Here is a 16,689-nt window from a genome sequence, read left to right on the forward strand (position 1 = left end):
TCCTTGCTCTCTTGAGGCTGTTGTTATAGGGCATAACATCGGCAAAAGAGCGTAAAAGCTTAGCGGTAAGAATGAGACATAGATCGCAATTCAGCGCAAAAAAAAACCGGCCATAATGGCCGGTTCTTCAGGTTTTACGATCAGCGAATATTAACGTAAATACCCGAGGTCACATTATCGGTTAAACGCACCACATGATAAATAACCTGCTTATTATGTGTTTTAATTTTGCGTTTAATATTACCTTTGTGTGACGATACCGTTTTGGCCTTAATTTGCATTTTATCTGAGATCTGGATGGTATCATGACCTGACATCCACATTTTCAGCATGTTTGACTCAGTCTGGCTCAGGGTTAATGGATGAACATCCATGCCCGAAGAGATACGTGCAGACTGGTTAAGCTTCTTCTGCAAATAGGTACCAAGTAAAGAGTCCAGGGTCGATGTCTTCATCGATTTTGACGTAATAATCAGGTTCTTACGAACGTAGAGATATTCCTCAAAATGGATATTGCTAATCGCCATGAATATAAAAAACAGTGTATCGGGATGCTGCGTAATAATAGTGCGGATACGTTCACTGGAATCTGACTCATGAATGAAACAATCTTCATTAATAAAGACGACACCAGGGTTTAATTGCTCACATTTTTGCTGTAGTTGCTCAATATCGGAGACAGAAGAGATATTTTTCTTCTTAACTCCTTTTAAAGACATATAGTCTGATAATCCCAGGCGTGTGTAGTTGCAGGAATCCATAATAATAGTTGGCATAATAGCGACCCTCACCAATTTGTTATCCGTTTAAATCAACGATGAATACGCGTTGCGGTACGAGAGAGATTTCTTAGATACTTTTTTATTCTGCTCGTGCAGTGTGGTAACGGACAAACGCCCGTAAAAGTCTTCATCCCTGACCCGTTCTGCAAAAAATTTGTGCTGCCATAACGTCACATATCCTCCGGCAATGGCGGGGAATGCCAGTGAAGTGCCGGAGATTCAGTAAAGCTCATTTTTTTGAGAGCTGTGTCACTATCCCTGAAAACAGGATGTTTTCTGATAGGACAATTCTCAAAAACATTTGTTTTACGAAAGTGTGATGTCTCAGCGTGCGGTGACAATGCCGGAAAAAACATTTTTTAACAAGAAAAATCACTTAAAGATTTTTTTCCTGTAAATACAATGCATTGCCGATTTTGCCTGCACATTCACAGTCTGACAGCTTCTGTGAACCACCCCACTAAAATACGCGAAGCCAGGTTTAATAAGAATTATTTTCAGACTCTCTGCACATTTATCAGAATTTCCTTAGTTGCATTCTGGAAAACATGGTTCTGAAAATGCATGGATGGTTTTGCGATACTTAAGTGTCTATGTACGAAGATAGTTAGAAACTTAATGTTCAGGGACGGGATAGTTCGGTCAGAAACAGGGCGAGTAAATCGAATATTTCACCGAACAAACGCTCACAGAACGGGGCTAGCAGGGGCATCAGCAAGCTGATGGTTAAAATTCCGACTGATAAGGTAATCGGGAAGCCAATTGCGAAGATTGATAACTGTGGTGAAACACGGTTTAACAAACCCAGTACCAGATTTACCATGAGTAACAAAACGATTAACGGCAGCGCTAACATCATGCCATTAAGGAAAATTAATCCGCCTGACTTCACCAGCGCCATAAACGCATTGGCATTTATCGGCTCACCGCCAATCGGCAGTGTATGAAAACTGTCCACCAGCAGCGAAATCAGCCACAAGTGTCCGTTAAAGGTCAGGAACAGCAGCATCGCCAGCATGTCGAGAAAACGGGCCAGTACCGGCATGTTAAGACGGCTGCCTGGATCGAAAAAGGTGGCAAACGAGATGCCCATCTGCAACCCAATCACTTCACCGGCAAGGCGCACAGCAGCAAAAGCGAACTGCATAGTGAAGCCGAGCGCAATACCAATCAACATCTGCTGAATCAGTAGCAAAAAGCCGGGCGGTGAGAACAGGGTGACGTTAACAGCCGGTAACAGCGGCATCACCAGCCAGGTGATCATCACCGCCAGACCGATTTTGACACGCTTGCTGATAGATCGTTCATTGAGGATCGGTGCGGTGGCGAACAACGCCATGATGCGCACCAGAGGCCAGAAGAACTGACTGACCCATTGAACCAGCTGGCTGCTATCGAGAGTAATCATCAGCCGATGATGTAAGGCAGGTTGGTAAAGACGGTACGGATATAGTCCAGCAGCAGATTCAGCATCCACGGGCCGGCAATGATACCGGTAGTCGCTACCGCCAGGATCTTAGGAATAAAGGATAAGGTCTGTTCGTTGACCTGGGTCGCAGCCTGGATAAGGCTGATCAGCAGACCGCTGACCAGGGCTGCCAGCAGCAGCGGGGCGGCCAGCATCAGGGCGACGCGCATCGCTTCCTGTCCCATTACCATTACTGATTCGGGTGTCATGTGTTGCTCCGGTAAGAAAAGGGGGATCAGGAGTAGAAGCTTTGTGCCAGTGAACCGACCAGCAGTTGCCAGCCATCGACCAGAACAAACAGCATCAGTTTAAACGGCAGCGCGATAGACGCTGGCGGGACCATCATCATCCCCAGTGCCATCAGCACGCTGGCAACGACCAGGTCAATAATCAGGAACGGGATAAACACGGTAAAGCCAATCTGAAACGCGGTCTTCAGCTCGCTGGTTACATAAGCAGGCAGCAGAATACGCATTGGCACCGCTTCAGGACCCGCAATCGGGGCGGTATTCGCCAGACGTGCAAACAAGGCTAAATCCGCTTCGCGGGTCTGGCGCAGCATAAACTCGCGCAGCGGCTGAGCACCCTTATCAATCGCCACCTCCATGCTGATCTTGTCCTGACTGAACGGCAGGTAGGCGTCCTGATAAATTTTGTCGAAGGTCGGCGCCATAATAAAGAAGGTCAGAAACAATGACAGTCCGAGCAGCACCTGGTTAGGCGGCGCTGATGGCGTGCCCAGGGCGTTACGCAACAGACCAAACACAATGATGATACGGGTGAAACTGGTCATCATCAGCAGCACGGCCGGAATAAAAGTCAGCGCAGTGATAAAGACCAGCGTCTGTACCGGCAGTGACCAGCTCTGACCGCCATTCGGCAGTGAGTGACTCACCAGGCCCGGCAGCTGGGCATGGGCAACCGGTGCCAGTAACAGCAGTGGCAATAAAGGAAGCAGTCGACGCATCATTGTGGTTTTCCGGGACGTTTAACCAGATTCTGTAACAGCTGACGAAAATCCTGTGGCGCACTGTTTACTGGCGTCACAGAGACCGGTTCACCCGGCGGCAGCGTATGCAGATGGGTAATCTGCTGTGCGGTGACGCCCAGCACCAGACGGGCATCGGGGGTATCGATAATCACCACCCGCTCACGCTGGCCTACAGAGACGCTGGCGGTGAGTTTAAGCTCCTGGCTGCTGACCTTTTTCGGCGCGAAGCCGACACGGCGCGCCAGCCAGGCGCAGGCCAGAATCAATAAGATAATCACGGCTAACACGCTGCTGACCTGAGCCAGCATAGAGCCGGTCGAGATCGCCTGAGCGTGCGGTGCAGCCGGTTGCAGTGTTTGATTCTGGCTATTCATAATGTGACTCTTAGCGACTCAGACGACGCATACGTTCAGAAGGGGTGATGATGTCAGTGATGCGAACGCCATATTTGTCGTTCACAACCACGACTTCACCCTGCGCAATCAGGTAGCCGTTGATCAGTATATCCAGCGGTTCACCCGCCAGGCCATCCAGTGACACCACGGAACCCTGCGCGAGACGCAGCAGCTCTTTGATGGTCATTTTGGTGCGACCCAGTTCCACGGTAAGTTTTACCGGGATATCCATAATCAGATCGATATCCTGCAGCGATCCAGCGACATTGCCGCTGTCGAATGATTTGAAGACGTCTTCGGTCTGCGGCGCACTGCTGCTGCCGACCTGCTCATTCATCGCTTCAGCCCACAGATCGTCCGCAGAGACATCGTCAGACGGTTTATTACTGTCAGTCATGGGGCTGTTCCTCGTTCAGCGAATTCAAAATCGGGTTAATCAGGTGTTCAACACGAAGTGCGTACTGACCATTCATCGTGCCATATTGGCTGGTTAATACCGGGACACTATCGACATGCGCGATAATACGTTCCGGCTTCTCAATCGGCAGCACATCACCGGGTTTCAGCTGCAAAATCCGTGACAGACGCAGTGAGGTTTCGGCAAAGTGAGCAATCAGTTCCAGCTCAGAGTGCTGCACCTGTTTGACCAGGTTGTCGCGCCAGTGGTTATCTTCCTGACGGGAGTTTTCGAGCGGTGGGTTCACCAGCAGCTCGCGCAGCGGTTCAATCATTGAAAACGGGATGCAGATATTAAACTCACCCACCAGGTTACCAATCTCCACCTGGAACGGCGTGTTAACCACGATGTCGTTCGGTGAAGTGGTGATGTTGGTGAACTTAACCTGCATCTCTGAACGTACATACTCGACGTCCAGAGGATAAATGGCCTTCCATGCATCGCTGTAACCATCCAGCGCCAGCTTCAGCATGCGGCGAATCACGCGCTGCTCGGTATGGGTGAACTCACGGCCTTCGACTTTAGTCGGAAAACGTCCGTCACCACCAAACAGGTTGTCGACAGCGATAAACACCAGGCTCGGTGAAAACACCACCAGCGCGGTGCCGCGCAGCGGCTTCAGGTGGATCAGATTCAGGTTGGTTGGCACCGGCAGATTGCGGGCAAACTCATGATACGGCTGAATCTTGATCGCCCCGACGCTGATATCCGGGCTACGGCGCAGCAGGTTAAACAGCGCCATACGGAAACTACGGGCAAAACGCTCATTAATAATCTCCAGCGCCTGCAAACGCTCGCGAACCACACGGCGCTGGGTATTCGGATCGTAAGGACGTATATCGCCTTCCGGTCCGTTTTGTTTCTTTTCTTCTTCCGCGCTGCCGCTGTCGCCGTTTAAAAGGGCGTCAATTTCAGCCTGGGAGAGAATGCTATCGCCCATTGATTCACCTCAAAATGAAGGCAGTAAACAGCACGTCGTTTACAGCCTGCGGAGGTTGACCTTTTACCAGCGGGGGTGTCAGCGCCTGTTTGATTTGTTCAACAAGCGCCTGCTTTCCTTGCTCTGTCGCCAGCGCCGCAGCACTCTGACGCGAGAGCAGCAGCAGCAAACGGCTGCGCACCTCAGGCAGATAGTCATTCATCCGACGTCGGGTATCCTCATCGGCCAGACGCAGGGTAAAGCCTACGTAGAGCACGCGGTCAGGATCGTTATCGGGATTGACCAGGTTAACCGTAAATGTATCAAGTGCAAAAAAGACCGGAGCGGGAGGCGGTTCAACTTTCGCCACCTCAGGCTTATCGCCCTCATGTTTATTCATCATTCGCCAGACTGCATAGCCTGCCACGCTGCAAGCGGCCAGCGTCAAAATGAGCAACACTGGTATTAAGAGTTTACGTTTGCTGCCTTTTGCTTTCGCGTTATCAGACATGGTGCAGTTACTTCCTGTGAATTATAGGCAAGCCTCTCGGCTCACGAGACAGATTATCCGCGTCTTAAGTCAAACCAATGGGTAGATAAGACGCGGGTTTTACGCTTACCTTCAGCGTTTGCCGCTGTCAGGCGAAAGTATCGACGGCGCTATTGCCGCTGACGCGAGCCTGAAGGGCAGCGGGAACGGCGATCGGCGTAATGTCGGTGTCACTGTCCTGGGTGAGGGAGAAGCGGCCATGCTGTCCATCGCGGCGCGCCTCCTGTTGCTGCTGGAATTGCTGGCCCTGCGCGGAACTGTCACTGCTCACCTGACTCTCGCCCAGGTTGATACCGCTTTCTGCCAGCGCGCTGCGCAGCTGCGGTATCGCGGCTTCCAGTGCCGCTCTGACGTGGCTATGGCCGGAAACCAGATTAATTTGTGCCTGATCGTTATCCAGTTTCAGGCTGATCTGGATAGCGCCAAGGTCTGCCGGATGTAAACGCAACTCTGCGTTCTGCTGGCCGTTGCGACTGAACATCACAATCTGCTGACTCAGCGCCTGCTGCCACTCGTCGCTGCCCAGCTGTGAGTTCAGCGTCGGCGTTGACGGGGTGCTGATGGTCGCGGAGGCGGTCACCGGAGCAGGCAGGCTGCTGGCGGTGGCGACGGGCATCGCGTTGATCGTGCTGTCGCTGGTACTGGCTTTAATCGCACCCTGATCATCCTGCTTAACCATGTTGCTCAGTGCCTGCTGGAAGCTGCTATCAAGCGTCAGGCCATTGCTGGCTGCACTCTGCGCGGCAGTGTTGCTCTGGCTGGCGGCAGCCGTGACGCCAGGTTTGCTGTCGCTGGCGGCAGTGGTGACGGCAGGTTTGCTCTGTGCATCGCTTCTGACTTCAGCCTTCTCATCATCACTTTCTGCATGGCCCGGCTGTGCGCTGGTCAGCAGTTGTGCCAGCGAAGTCTGACTTTTCCGGCCGGTGTCGGTCTGGGCAATCAGCTCGCCCGCCTCACTGCTGACCGGGGTCGAAGGCGGCGCTGTCGGCGTCACCGCACCGGGTAACATGGCGAACAACGCCTGCACATTCTGCATGTCGGTGGCGCTTAAAGGTGCCACGTCCGGCTTGTCTTTATCATCGGCTGATTTTGACCCAGCTTTAATATTTTCAGGTTTAAACAGGGCGGTCAGCGCAGCTGGATTATCCAGCGCCGCCATCAGCGCATTCAGGGGCGCCTTAGGGCGGGCATCATCGACAGTTTCTGCTTTAGTGTCAGCGGTTTGTGCCACTTTCCCATGCTGTTTTGCCAGGCCGATCAGCTGGTTTCCCAGCGCAGTCAGAAAGTCCTCAGGCAGGGCATTTTCACCCACAGCAAGGTCGGTTGAGACTGATGGTTCCGCGTTAGTTTTAACCGACGCTTTCATGGCAATGTTTGGCAGCGTAATCATTCGCCTCTCCTCGATGCGGCCCGTTGGGCAAATTCATCCATCCGTTTCTGATCGAGACGGTTTTCCTGTCGTAATGCATTTTCCGCTGCCCGCGTAATCAGAGTCTGATAGGCGTTGAGCCGTTGCTGTTTGTCGCGCCAGTTAATCAGTGCCTGCTCCAGTCGCTGATTCCAGTTATTAAGCTGGTTGCGGTGCTGCTCAATCGCTTTTTCCAGCGTCTGAATAAACTGGTGGTAGTTCGTCCAGCGGGTGCTGGCGATACCGGATGACATATCATCGTTGAGCTTATTGCGATACTCGTCCTGATAATCGAGCAGCATCGTCAGCTGCTCGTTAGCGGCGTGCTGGCCGCGACGCATATCGCCTAAATAGATGGCGGCACGTTCGAGATCCTGCTCCGCTAAGTCGCGCAGCGTATCAATGGCATTTGCAGTTTTCATTGCCGTTACCTCGTGTTAATTCGTGTGACTAGCCAAACAGCGCATGCAGATGCAGGCTGGCGTCGTCGTAATCGCTGCGCTCAAAGATGCCCTGTTGCAGGAAGGCTTCCATCTGTGGATAGAGCGTGATCGCTTTATCGAGCATCGGATCGCTGCCGGCTGCATAGGCCCCGACGCTGACCAGATCGCGGTTACGCTGGAAGCTGGAGAGCAACTGCTTGAACTGGCGCACCTGCGCATAATGGTTCTCATCGATCAGCGAGGTCATCGCACGGCTGATCGAGGCTTCAATATCAATGGCCGGATAGTGGCCGGCTTCGCCCAGACGACGCGACAGCACAATGTGGCCGTCGAGAATAGCGCGCGCGGAGTCTGCAATCGGGTCCTGCTGATCATCGCCTTCGGTCAGTACGGTATAAAAGGCGGTAATCGAGCCGCCGCCGTCGATGCCGTTACCGGCACGCTCAACCAGCGCAGGCAGTTTGGCGAACACGGAAGGCGGATAGCCTTTGGTTGCGGGCGGTTCACCGATGGCCAGGGCGATCTCACGCTGCGCCATGGCGTAGCGGGTCAGGGAATCCATAATCAGCAACACATGCTTGCCGCGGTCGCGAAAATCTTCTGCAATACGGGTGGCGTAAGCCGCACCCTGCATACGCAGCAGCGGCGACACGTCAGCCGGCGCGGCGATGACCACCGAACGGGCGCGGCCTTCAGCACCGAGAATGTTCTCGATAAAATCTTTTACTTCACGGCCACGTTCGCCAATCAGACCGACCACAATCACGTCGGCTTTGGTGTAACGCGCCATCATGCCCAGCAAAACACTTTTACCCACGCCGGAACCGGCGAACAGGCCCATACGCTGCCCGCGACCCACCGTCAGCAGGGCGTTGATCGCCCGCACGCCGGTATCCAGCACGTCGGTAATCGGCGTACGCTGCAGCGGGTTAAACGGCGGGGTGTTCAGCGGTGCGCGATAGCCGGTATCCGGTGACGGCAGACCATCCAGCGGTCGGCCGCTGCCATCGAGTACGCGGCCCAGCAGTTCCGGGCCCAGCATCATCTGTTTACCCGCCTGCGGGTTCTCACCATTCTGGCGCGCATAGACCCGCGCACCCGGTAAGATGCCGTCCACTTCTTCCAGTGGCATCATCAGCAACTTCTGACCATTGAATCCCACCACTTCGCTTTCGATTTCGCTGATGGTTTTGCCATCGTTGCGTTCGATCACGCAGGTCGCACCCAGCGGCAGCTGTAAGCCGGTCGCTTCCAGCACCAGGCCGGTGGCGCGGGTCAGGCGGCCATAGCGGCGCACCGGCTGCACCTGGGCGATACGTTTCTCAAAGGCGTCGAGCGAGCCAAGCCAGCGATTCAGACGGGTGGTCATTAAATTTCTCCAGGTGCAGCAAGACGGCAGAGTTCCTGCCAGCGCGTCGCGACGCTGGCATCCAGGTCGCCATCTTCTGCGCTGAGTTTGCAGCCGCCAGGATGGAGGGTGCTGTCAGCAATCAGGCGCCAGCCGTGCAGATCCAGCGTTGGCCCCAGGGTCTGCTCAATGCGCTGTAAATCATCCGGGTGAACACGCAGTTGCGGTTTGCCGCTGAACATCGGTTCCTGCTGCAGTAAACCCTGAATCTGGCGCAGCAGGGCGGTGCCATCTACTGTGGTCGCCTGGCCAATGACCGAGCGAGCCGCTTCCAGCGCCAGCTGCATCAGACGGGCAGCGATGACGCTGTCCAGCGATTCCAGCGTGTTCTGGAATTCCGTTACCAGCTGCTGCATCCGCGCCTGAAGGGGCGCCTGCTGCTGCTGGGCATCAGCCAGACCCTGCTGAAAACCGGCGTCATAACCTGCTTTCTGACCTTCGGTTACACCCTGCTGATAGCCTTCGTTGTAACCCTGGCTCTGTGCCTCTTTGCGCATCTGCTGCTGCAGGCGTTCGAGCTGCTGTTGCTGCTCATCAACGCCCTCCTGAGGTTCGTAAATTTCGGGTTGCAGCTCCGGTTCAGCAGGCTCGTCGAAACGGCCTAAATCAGTGGGCTGCCACAGCTGCCAGGGGCGCGCAGAAAATGCATCAGACATAAGTTTCCTCGCCACCACCAATCACCATCTCGCCAGATTCGGCCAGGCGGCGTACCACCAGCAGGATCGCTTTCTGTTCGTTTTCCACTGCGGACATACGCACCGGACCGCGGTTGGCCAGATCGTCGCGCAGGATGTCGGCCGCACGGGCTGACATGTTTTTGAGGAACTTCTCGCGCAATGGCTGTTCGGCACCTTTCAGTGCGACCAGCAGCTGCTCGGACTCCACTTCCTGCAACAGACGCTGGATGCTGCGGTCGTCCACGGCCACCAGGTTTTCGAACAGGAACATCTCGTCGATAATTTTCTGTGCCAGTTCGCCATCGAAGTCGCGTACCGCTTCGATAACGGCTTCTTCCTGCTGCGTTTTCATCAGGTTGATGATCTCGGCTGCCGTTCTCACGCCGCCCATCTTCGCGCGCTTGAGGTTGGTGCCATCCAGCAGGCCGTTCAGTACTTCGGTCAGTTCGGCCAGCGCGGCTGGCTGCACACCACCGAAGGTCGCGATACGCAGCATCACATCGTGACGCAGACGTTCGTCGAACAGCGCCACGATATCGGCCGCCTGGGCACGCTTGAGGTGCACCAGGATGGTCGCGATAATCTGTGGATGCTCGTCGCGAATAAGGTCGGCGGCGGCCTGCGGTTCCATAAAGTTGAGCGTTTCCATACCGCTGGTGGTTTCGCGTGTTTCGAGAATGTCCTCCAGCAGGCTGGAGGCGCGCTCTTCGCCCAGGGCACGAGTCAGCACTGAACGCAGGTATTCGTTCGAGTTCAGACTCAACGCCGCGAACTGTTCAGCATCCGCTTCGAACTCGCGCAGTACTTCGGTCAGCTGTTTATGGGACACCTGACGCATGTTGGCCATCGAGGCGCTCAGATGTTGCACTTCACGCTGGTTCAGGTGTTTGAAAACTTCCGCGGCGCGCTCTTCGCCAATGGTCATCATGAGGATGGCGCTTTTTTCGGTTCCGGTCAGACTCATAGCTCTTTACTCATCCATTCGCGAATTACCAGCGCTACAACGCGCGGATCGTTTTCTGACATGTCGCGGATGCGTTGACTCATCACTTCTGCGCTCATGCGGTTGTTAGACTTACGTTCCTGATCCAGCTCATCTTTGCTGAGCTGCACATTAAAGGCTTCTTCTTCCGGCTGCTCTGTCGCACGAGCGGCAATGGCTTCAGCAGCGGCTTTCTCTGCGGCCTGCTTGCGAACCAGGTGCGGACGAACCAGTTTGCGGTAGAGGATGAAGGCTACCAGGGCAATCAACAGCCACTTACCGGCGTTCATCAGCTGATCAAAGAAGGACTGCTGTTGCCAGAAGGGCAGGTCTGCGGTCACTGGCTCAGTCGTATTGAACTGCGAGTTCACCACGTTGATGCTGTCACCACGCGTCTGGGAGTAGCCCATCGCTTCGCGGGTCAGGTCCTCAATCTGCTTCAGCTGCTGTTCGTTCAGCGCAACGGCTTTGCCTTTATCATCTGCACGGAAGTTCACCACCACCGCCACCGACAGACGCTGTACGTCGCCGACATTGACCTTGGTATGACGGATGGTGCGATCCAGCTCGTAGTTCACCGTGTCATCACGACGCGAGTTAGTGGGTCCTGAGCTGGCCGGTGCAGTGCTGGTGGTCTGGTTAGCGTTGTTCGCTGCGTTGTTCTGACCATTCGCGGCCTGACCGTTGGCTGCATTGTTGTTAGGCGTCGTCACCGCCGCGGTGTTGGCTGGCGCAGGCTGGTTAGACAGTGCGCCCGGTACGCCGCCCGGATAAGGGCTGCCTGACTGATCGCTGGTGCTGGTCTGACGCGAACGAATCGCTGAGTTCGACGGGTTCGCGTTAGGCTGATATTTCTCGTCAGTCTGCTCGCTGGTGTCGAAGTTAATCTGCGCGGTAACCTGCGCATGCACATTGCCCTGGCCGAGAATCGGATTCAGGATTGCTTCAATACGTTGCTGGTAACGCGCTTCAACTTCAGAAGAGTACTTCAGCTGCGCATCATTCAGGTCGCGACCGGCAGAATCAGAGCGGGTGAGCAGACGACCGGTCTGATCGACGACCGTCACGTTGCCCGGTGGTAAACCGGCGACGCTGCTTGAAACCATGTGGGCGATGGCCTGAATCTGACCTTCATCCAGCGCACGGCCAGGCTGCAGCGTTAAGGTGACAGAGGCGGATGGCGCTTTCTGCTCACGAACAAATAAGGTCGGTTTTGGCATCGCCAGATGAACGCGGGCGCTTTTGACCGGGCCGAGCGATTCGATGGTGCGGGCCAGTTCGCCTTCCAGCGCACGCTGGTAGTTAACCTGCTCGCTGAACTGGCTGATACCGAACTTCTCTTTATCCAGCAGCTCAAAGCCAACTGAACCGCCTTTCGGCAGACCCTGCTGAGCCAGACGCAGACGCAGCTCATGCACGTTGGCTTCAGGCACCATTAATGCGCCGCCGTTTTCGGCGAAGCGATAGGGGATGTTCATCGCTGTCAGCTGCGTGACGATGGCACCGCCATCCTCATCAGTGAGGTTGTTATAAAGGACGCTATACGATGGCTGTTTCGCCCAGAGCACCATCGCGACCACAATTGCCATGACGGCAGCAGCGGCGATGATTAAAGGAATACGCGGATTTGCGCGCAGGCTAGCAAACAGGTCACCGAAGCCTTTCTTTTCTTGTTCTGTTGTGGCGGCTGTACTCGCATTCATGACCGTTTCCTGCCTGACGTAATTGACCGGGTAAGTTGAGATGGCAAAACAGACTCCCTGACCTGCGTAGATAAAATTTCCACTTCAATGCCAGGCATTATTAAGTGATAACCAAAATTCGATGGCTGGATAAGGTAGGGTTTTTGATGTCATTTAGCGGCTTTGTCTCATTGACAACGTGCTAACTTTTGCTCACATCAAAAATATCACCCTCTTTATAAGGTATCGTTCATGTCCATTCAGGCAATTGATGGCGTACTGCAGCAGCTACAGGCGACCTCACTGCAGGCCAGTAACCGCAGCAGTGAATCCCCTAATCAGATCGATTTCGGCGCGACCATGAAAGCCGCGCTGGATAAGATCAGCGAGACGCAAACCACCGCACGCACCCAGGCGCAGGATTTTGAGATGGGGAAACCCGGTATCGCCCTGAATGATGTGATGGTCGATCTGCAGAAATCTTCAATCTCAATGCAGATGGGGATTCAGGTCAGGAACAAGCTGGTGTCGGCGTACAGTGAAATTATGAATATGCAGGTTTAGGCGGGTAACTGTCTGAAGATGTTGAGGTTTATCATACTGCCACTTGAGTAGAGCACGTATGTAGCACAAGATCGCGCATTTTCATGTTGATGAGCGATAGCTGGTCGGTATTGTTCTCTGACATTCAGGCGCCATAAACCCGGTACATCATCTGCGCATCGGAGTGCCCCATTTGCGATGCAATGTAGTTCGGGTTTGCGCCTGCTGAGAGCGCCCAGCAGGCGAACGTATGATGGGACTGATCATTAATACGCTCTCCATACTCTCAGGTATGAAAGGTGAATGAGGTCTGAGGATACATCTGAGGCAACTCCCTTTGATCACGCAGAATATCAACGGCTGCGTCTATAAGACAGATGACGCGGTTTCCCGCTTCCGTCTTCGGCGGCGTGAATAAACCCTGCGGCGTCAGGTTGCGGCTGACTGTCAGCTTCTTCGCTTCAGGGTCTACATCCTCCCACGCCAGCGCGCATATCTCGCCATGGCGTAATCCCGTCAGGATGGCGAGTGCCCACATGTTTGACGTCTGACGTGTTGAGCATGCTGCGATGAGGCGAGGGGCCTCTTCCCGCGTAATCGGGTCCGGCCGCTTACTGGACTTCTTCAGAGGCTTGATGCCCGTCATCGCGTTTGCCTCTATATACCCGTTGCCATGAGCAAAGTCGAAGATCGCTTTCAGGTCTGCCATGCTGGAGTTAACCGTTGCCGCCGTCCTGCCTTTCTTTTCGATATTCATCTTCCTGCCGGTAAAGTAGCTGCCATTCAGAAGCTCAATACGGAGATTGAGGATATCTTTCTGCATGACTGACCGGATAGCCTTCCAGTCATAAAAGCACATGCTGTTATCACGCGGCGAGCCATCGGGCGAAACGTGCTTGTATTCGCGATCCTCCATCCATGACACTTCGCGGGCAGTCTTAATGGTGTTCTTCTTCATGCCGGTGATGGTCATCAGCACTGATTCAGATACCCACTTGCTCGGCATCAGCTGAACAATGCTTTCCATATCTACTCCTTTGGCGGCCAGGGCCACGTATTAATCAGGGCAATAAAAAGGGCGAGGTCAACTAAGATCTCGCCCGGGGTGATTTCGTCGCATGTGGTGTTCATTTTGCAGAGGCTGCCTCCTTATCTACCTGCCACACGTAATAGCTCAGCCATAGCTTGGCTGAAAACGTATCAGGCGGCAGGGCGATGATTGATTTGGCGTGTTTATCGAGAAGTGATGTGATGATGCGGTCGTGTTCTTTCCTGGGCCTGCCATCTATAACATTAATGATTTCGTTCCTGTACTTACACGCTACCGCCCTAAGCGCATTCTCCTGCGTCAGGCTGAAGCAACTCTGCGGTGCTGCTTTGCATGCTCACTGCCCTCGTAATCGCTCCGGCAATCCTCGTCGCAGAAGCATTCCGCCTGCACCACCCCTTAGCAGTAATAGCAGGCGCCCGTAAACACCATCTCCGGATGCTTGCGGTTTGCCAGGGCAATCTCAATCATCTGCTGCTCGCGCTCTGCAGCTTCATCCATAATATCTGCGTGCATATCAGTCTCCAGATAATAAAAACCCCACCGTAGCGAGGTTCTTGTAGTGAGTTTTAGATAGGCTTGACGTTCTTAAGCCTGATTGCTCTGGTGACTTCTTCCAGGCTTAACTTGTAAAACGAAGAAACGTAATATGATTTTTCAACTTTGCCCGGATCAACCTACGGCGTAAATTTCTCTATATCAGTTATATGAAATTCGCCGCTCTTTTGTTCGATCCTTACGGAGTCACCTATTTAGTTACTTTGATAAACAGTCGGTTCTCTATTTTCATCAAAGTACAATATCTCAATCATTTCCCTTCCTCTTTGAAATAAACCGGGTCCGTGCCGTGCGGGAATTGCAGCGCAACGTTCCTGTAATAATGCAATCTCTCTTTGAAATTCTCTCGCTGGTTCTCAGGCCGCTGCATCTCCGCTTCCATTGGGATAATCTGCTGGTTCATGCGCTCCTTGTAAGCGGGGCCTGATGCCGATAAGTGAACTTTATTAAGGTCGTGATCTGGTTTGATTTTACTAAGATAAATTTGGGGTAATTAGACTAGTGTTAGAATAGTGATGCATTTGACATATTAGGAATAATGCTGGTATAGAGAAACCTTATCTAATTTTTATTTTTTAAGTTAAATGTTTCTTACCTTCATCTTTTTCTTGTTAACATGGTGGGTAGCGATGAGTTCTTAAAGTTAAAGTTTAAATGATTATTAAAGGTAAGTTTTTTATTAAATTGTTAAGTATTTCTTCTTTCGAAAGCCCAACATTTTCAGGTGTGGAAGCATGATATAGATGAGAATATATCATGGCTCGTCAAGCCATAAAAAGTGAGGGCTTGCCCAAGCACTTTTTTTAGCATTCCTGAGATTTCATTTTGCGCTGGTTGAGCCATCCAATGAAGTTTCTGCCTAGTCTATTTCCTTTTTTTTCTATCATCTCATAGCTCAAAGTTGATAATGTCAGAGTTATAGTCAGGACCGACAGCAGGCAAAGAACATAAGCCCATCCATTATAAATATGCCCTTCAAGTAAGGAAGATATGTAAGATCCAGCAAAATAAATTACATTAGCATGTATAAGGTAAACAGAGTAACTAACTTTGCCAACATACATGGTAAATTTATTTACAACTGCTTTAAATGGAACCCTTGAGACTCCGATTAAAAGCATAGAGAATAATAACGAGCATGAAGTGCTTCTATCCCCAAGGATGTTATAGCTAATTACTTTGTAAGCGATTAACGTAAAGATCAATGCTGGCATAGCCAGTAAAAATACCAAGCAAGCAATTCTATTTAAACTCTTATCTTTGGTAGCCTCATAAATGTGATAGGTTACAATCCCCATAATGAAATGTGGTAGATGATGCAGGATGCTTGTTGAGTAAAATGTGGAAGCCTCAGTAGTTCCCATCATGTTAAAAATAAATAGCTTCCAAGCCCATCTAATTATGAAGGATAAAAGCAAGATCATTAACGAACTACTCAAACTTCTGGATAACATAAAGACTAATGGAAAGATGACATAGAACGCCATTTCAGCGCCAATGGTCCAGCTAGCCCAAACAAATCCCTGCTCACTACCGGGGAAAAAGTTTAGAACAAAAAATGTACTCTTAAGTACTTCGCTCCATGGTTGCCATACGCCAAAAACATAGATATCTCTGAAGTAGGTAGTAATCATTACTACGTAAAAAAGTGGAGCTATTCTGAAGAATCGACGAATGAAATAATTTCTTAGAGGATTGGATTCATCCTTCCTTGAGTTCATGGAAAGCGATAAGGTGAACGCACTTAGAACGAAGAATAATAATACACCAGTACCGCCTATGTCAGTCAGTGGGAATATCCATGCCGGAACATCTATCTTCGGTGTTGTAAGCCTACCTAAGTGCACGATTAGAACACTTAGCGCAGCTATGCCTCTTAAAGAATCAATGAAATCGTAATGCCTTGGGTTCATCGTATATCTCGAATAAACTATAAATCTGCATGTTAGGGTACGTGAAACTTTTGTAGTGCAAAACAAAAAATCGCTTACATGTTGCATGATCATAAAAAAGCCCGGCGACCGAGCAATGACTTAACCTCTCCTGCCTGAGAAGGTTACGGGGCGGGTCAATTGAGATTAGTCACCCATCACCATGACCGGCCGATTAAAAACACTTCCCGATCAACCCCTTTACAAATCTGTGACCTGTTCCGCCTTGATTAATCATACCGATCGATATTGCTGATTAACCATATAGTATCTATCAGAGGAGGATTTATCATGCTGCGAGATTATGAAATCAAAGACGCATTTTCCAGCGCGATAAAACGATACCCATTAGGATACTACTTCGTCACTACCCTAGAGTTTGTGCATTAGTTTGAACGCGTTAACTGGCACTTCAGCCTGCGTGAGGTGCATCAATGGGTAAAAACG

General features: G+C 52.0%; 18 protein-coding genes. 1 reads left to right on the forward strand and 17 read right to left on the reverse strand.

Going from position 1 to position 16,689, the window contains the following annotated elements:
- Positions 1–140: 140 nt before the first annotated feature.
- The 14 genes from rcsA to fliF all read right to left on the reverse strand — a co-directional run bounded on the left by rcsA (position 141) and on the right by fliF (position 12,183).
- The gene (gene rcsA / locus HZZ01_RS02985) at positions 141–776 is read right to left on the reverse strand and encodes a transcriptional regulator RcsA (RefSeq protein ID WP_179895447.1); all 636 of its coding nucleotides are present in this window, start codon (positions 774–776) and stop codon (positions 141–143) included.
- 628 nt (positions 777–1,404) lie between these two features.
- Positions 1,405–2,190 (reverse strand): flagellar biosynthetic protein FliR, encoded by a 786-nt coding sequence (gene fliR, locus HZZ01_RS02990; RefSeq protein WP_179895448.1) that lies wholly within the window; start codon positions 2,188–2,190, stop codon positions 1,405–1,407.
- Positions 2,190–2,459: a flagellar biosynthesis protein FliQ gene (gene fliQ, locus HZZ01_RS02995; protein WP_003854466.1), complete on the reverse strand. Its 270-nt coding sequence runs from the start codon at positions 2,457–2,459 to the stop codon at positions 2,190–2,192. Before fliQ ends, fliR begins: the two co-directional genes overlap by 1 nt.
- A gap of 26 nt (positions 2,460–2,485) precedes the next feature.
- On the reverse strand, positions 2,486–3,217 hold the full coding sequence (gene fliP / locus HZZ01_RS03000; protein WP_010247675.1) for a flagellar type III secretion system pore protein FliP: 732 nt from the start codon (positions 3,215–3,217) through the stop codon (positions 2,486–2,488).
- Positions 3,217–3,615 (reverse strand): flagellar biosynthetic protein FliO, encoded by a 399-nt coding sequence (gene fliO / locus HZZ01_RS03005; RefSeq protein ID WP_090960002.1) that lies wholly within the window; start codon positions 3,613–3,615, stop codon positions 3,217–3,219. The genes fliP and fliO overlap by 1 nt, the downstream gene beginning before the upstream one ends.
- A 10-nt stretch (positions 3,616–3,625) precedes the next feature.
- Positions 3,626–4,033 carry a flagellar motor switch protein FliN gene (gene fliN / locus HZZ01_RS03010; protein WP_179895449.1) on the reverse strand — a complete coding sequence of 136 codons (408 nt, stop codon included), beginning with the start codon at positions 4,031–4,033 and terminating at the stop codon, positions 3,626–3,628.
- Positions 4,026–5,033 (reverse strand): flagellar motor switch protein FliM, encoded by a 1,008-nt coding sequence (fliM, locus tag HZZ01_RS03015; RefSeq protein WP_003854473.1) that lies wholly within the window; start codon positions 5,031–5,033, stop codon positions 4,026–4,028. Before fliM ends, fliN begins: the two co-directional genes overlap by 8 nt.
- Positions 5,034–5,037: 4 nt before the next feature.
- Positions 5,038–5,523: a flagellar basal body-associated protein FliL gene (gene fliL / locus HZZ01_RS03020; RefSeq protein ID WP_090960008.1), complete on the reverse strand. Its 486-nt coding sequence runs from the start codon at positions 5,521–5,523 to the stop codon at positions 5,038–5,040.
- 127 nt (positions 5,524–5,650) lie between these two features.
- Positions 5,651–6,952: a flagellar hook-length control protein FliK gene (locus HZZ01_RS03025; RefSeq protein WP_179895450.1), complete on the reverse strand. Its 1,302-nt coding sequence runs from the start codon at positions 6,950–6,952 to the stop codon at positions 5,651–5,653.
- Positions 6,949–7,392 (reverse strand): flagellar export protein FliJ, encoded by a 444-nt coding sequence (gene fliJ / locus HZZ01_RS03030; RefSeq protein ID WP_003854478.1) that lies wholly within the window; start codon positions 7,390–7,392, stop codon positions 6,949–6,951. Before fliJ ends, HZZ01_RS03025 begins: the two co-directional genes overlap by 4 nt.
- Positions 7,393–7,420: 28 nt before the next feature.
- Positions 7,421–8,782 (reverse strand): flagellar protein export ATPase FliI, encoded by a 1,362-nt coding sequence (gene fliI / locus HZZ01_RS03035; protein ID WP_136198748.1) that lies wholly within the window; start codon positions 8,780–8,782, stop codon positions 7,421–7,423.
- The gene (fliH, locus tag HZZ01_RS03040; RefSeq protein ID WP_179895451.1) at positions 8,782–9,477 is read right to left on the reverse strand and encodes a flagellar assembly protein FliH; all 696 of its coding nucleotides are present in this window, start codon (positions 9,475–9,477) and stop codon (positions 8,782–8,784) included. Before fliH ends, fliI begins: the two co-directional genes overlap by 1 nt.
- On the reverse strand, positions 9,470–10,462 hold the full coding sequence (gene fliG, locus HZZ01_RS03045) for a flagellar motor switch protein FliG (RefSeq protein ID WP_179895452.1): 993 nt from the start codon (positions 10,460–10,462) through the stop codon (positions 9,470–9,472). Before fliG ends, fliH begins: the two co-directional genes overlap by 8 nt.
- A complete protein-coding gene (fliF, locus tag HZZ01_RS03050) occupies positions 10,459–12,183 on the reverse strand; it encodes a flagellar basal-body MS-ring/collar protein FliF (RefSeq protein ID WP_179895453.1) in 1,725 nt (574 codons plus the stop codon). Before fliF ends, fliG begins: the two co-directional genes overlap by 4 nt.
- A 231-nt stretch (positions 12,184–12,414) precedes the next feature.
- Between fliF and fliE the strand changes: the two genes are divergently transcribed.
- Positions 12,415–12,726, forward strand: a complete 312-nt coding sequence (gene fliE, locus HZZ01_RS03055) for a flagellar hook-basal body complex protein FliE (RefSeq protein WP_090960026.1) — start codon at positions 12,415–12,417, stop codon at positions 12,724–12,726.
- Positions 12,727–12,991: 265 nt separating this feature from the next.
- Here fliE and xisR read toward each other — a convergent pair whose 3' ends face one another.
- The 3 genes from xisR to HZZ01_RS03070 form a co-directional block, all read right to left on the reverse strand.
- The gene (xisR, locus tag HZZ01_RS03060; RefSeq protein ID WP_179895454.1) at positions 12,992–13,732 is read right to left on the reverse strand and encodes an excisionase family protein; all 741 of its coding nucleotides are present in this window, start codon (positions 13,730–13,732) and stop codon (positions 12,992–12,994) included.
- An 829-nt stretch (positions 13,733–14,561) separates the two neighbouring features.
- Positions 14,562–14,795: a DNA polymerase III subunit theta gene (locus HZZ01_RS03065; protein WP_179897032.1), complete on the reverse strand. Its 234-nt coding sequence runs from the start codon at positions 14,793–14,795 to the stop codon at positions 14,562–14,564.
- Positions 14,796–15,114: 319 nt separating this feature from the next.
- A complete protein-coding gene (locus HZZ01_RS03070) occupies positions 15,115–16,224 on the reverse strand; it encodes an acyltransferase (protein WP_179895455.1) in 1,110 nt (369 codons plus the stop codon).
- Between the last annotated feature and the right edge of the window lie 465 nt (positions 16,225–16,689).

The organism is Pantoea sp. WMus005 (assembly GCF_013415305.1).
GTDB lineage: Bacteria > Pseudomonadota > Gammaproteobacteria > Enterobacterales > Enterobacteriaceae > Pantoea > Pantoea rara.

Excerpts from the sequence above, each read along its gene's own strand:
- rcsA (WP_179895447.1), bottom strand. The coding sequence starts at position 776 with ATGCCAACTATTATTATGGATTCCTGCAACTACACACGCCTGGGATTA.
- fliR (WP_179895448.1), bottom strand. The coding sequence starts at position 2,190 with ATGATTACTCTCGATAGCAGCCAGCTGGTTCAATGGGTCAGTCAGTTC.
- fliQ (WP_003854466.1), bottom strand. The coding sequence starts at position 2,459 with ATGACACCCGAATCAGTAATGGTAATGGGACAGGAAGCGATGCGCGTC.
- fliP (WP_010247675.1), bottom strand. The coding sequence starts at position 3,217 with ATGCGTCGACTGCTTCCTTTATTGCCACTGCTGTTACTGGCACCGGTT.
- fliO (WP_090960002.1), bottom strand. The coding sequence starts at position 3,615 with ATGAATAGCCAGAATCAAACACTGCAACCGGCTGCACCGCACGCTCAG.
- fliN (WP_179895449.1), bottom strand. The coding sequence starts at position 4,033 with ATGACTGACAGTAATAAACCGTCTGACGATGTCTCTGCGGACGATCTG.
- fliM (WP_003854473.1), bottom strand. The coding sequence starts at position 5,033 with ATGGGCGATAGCATTCTCTCCCAGGCTGAAATTGACGCCCTTTTAAAC.
- fliL (WP_090960008.1), bottom strand. The coding sequence starts at position 5,523 with ATGTCTGATAACGCGAAAGCAAAAGGCAGCAAACGTAAACTCTTAATA.
- HZZ01_RS03025 (WP_179895450.1), bottom strand. The coding sequence starts at position 6,952 with ATGATTACGCTGCCAAACATTGCCATGAAAGCGTCGGTTAAAACTAAC.
- fliJ (WP_003854478.1), bottom strand. The coding sequence starts at position 7,392 with ATGAAAACTGCAAATGCCATTGATACGCTGCGCGACTTAGCGGAGCAG.
- fliI (WP_136198748.1), bottom strand. The coding sequence starts at position 8,782 with ATGACCACCCGTCTGAATCGCTGGCTTGGCTCGCTCGACGCCTTTGAG.
- fliH (WP_179895451.1), bottom strand. The coding sequence starts at position 9,477 with ATGTCTGATGCATTTTCTGCGCGCCCCTGGCAGCTGTGGCAGCCCACT.
- fliG (WP_179895452.1), bottom strand. The coding sequence starts at position 10,462 with ATGAGTCTGACCGGAACCGAAAAAAGCGCCATCCTCATGATGACCATT.
- fliF (WP_179895453.1), bottom strand. The coding sequence starts at position 12,183 with ATGAATGCGAGTACAGCCGCCACAACAGAACAAGAAAAGAAAGGCTTC.
- fliE (WP_090960026.1), top strand. The coding sequence starts at position 12,415 with ATGTCCATTCAGGCAATTGATGGCGTACTGCAGCAGCTACAGGCGACC.
- xisR (WP_179895454.1), bottom strand. The coding sequence starts at position 13,732 with ATGGAAAGCATTGTTCAGCTGATGCCGAGCAAGTGGGTATCTGAATCA.
- HZZ01_RS03070 (WP_179895455.1), bottom strand. The coding sequence starts at position 16,224 with ATGAACCCAAGGCATTACGATTTCATTGATTCTTTAAGAGGCATAGCT.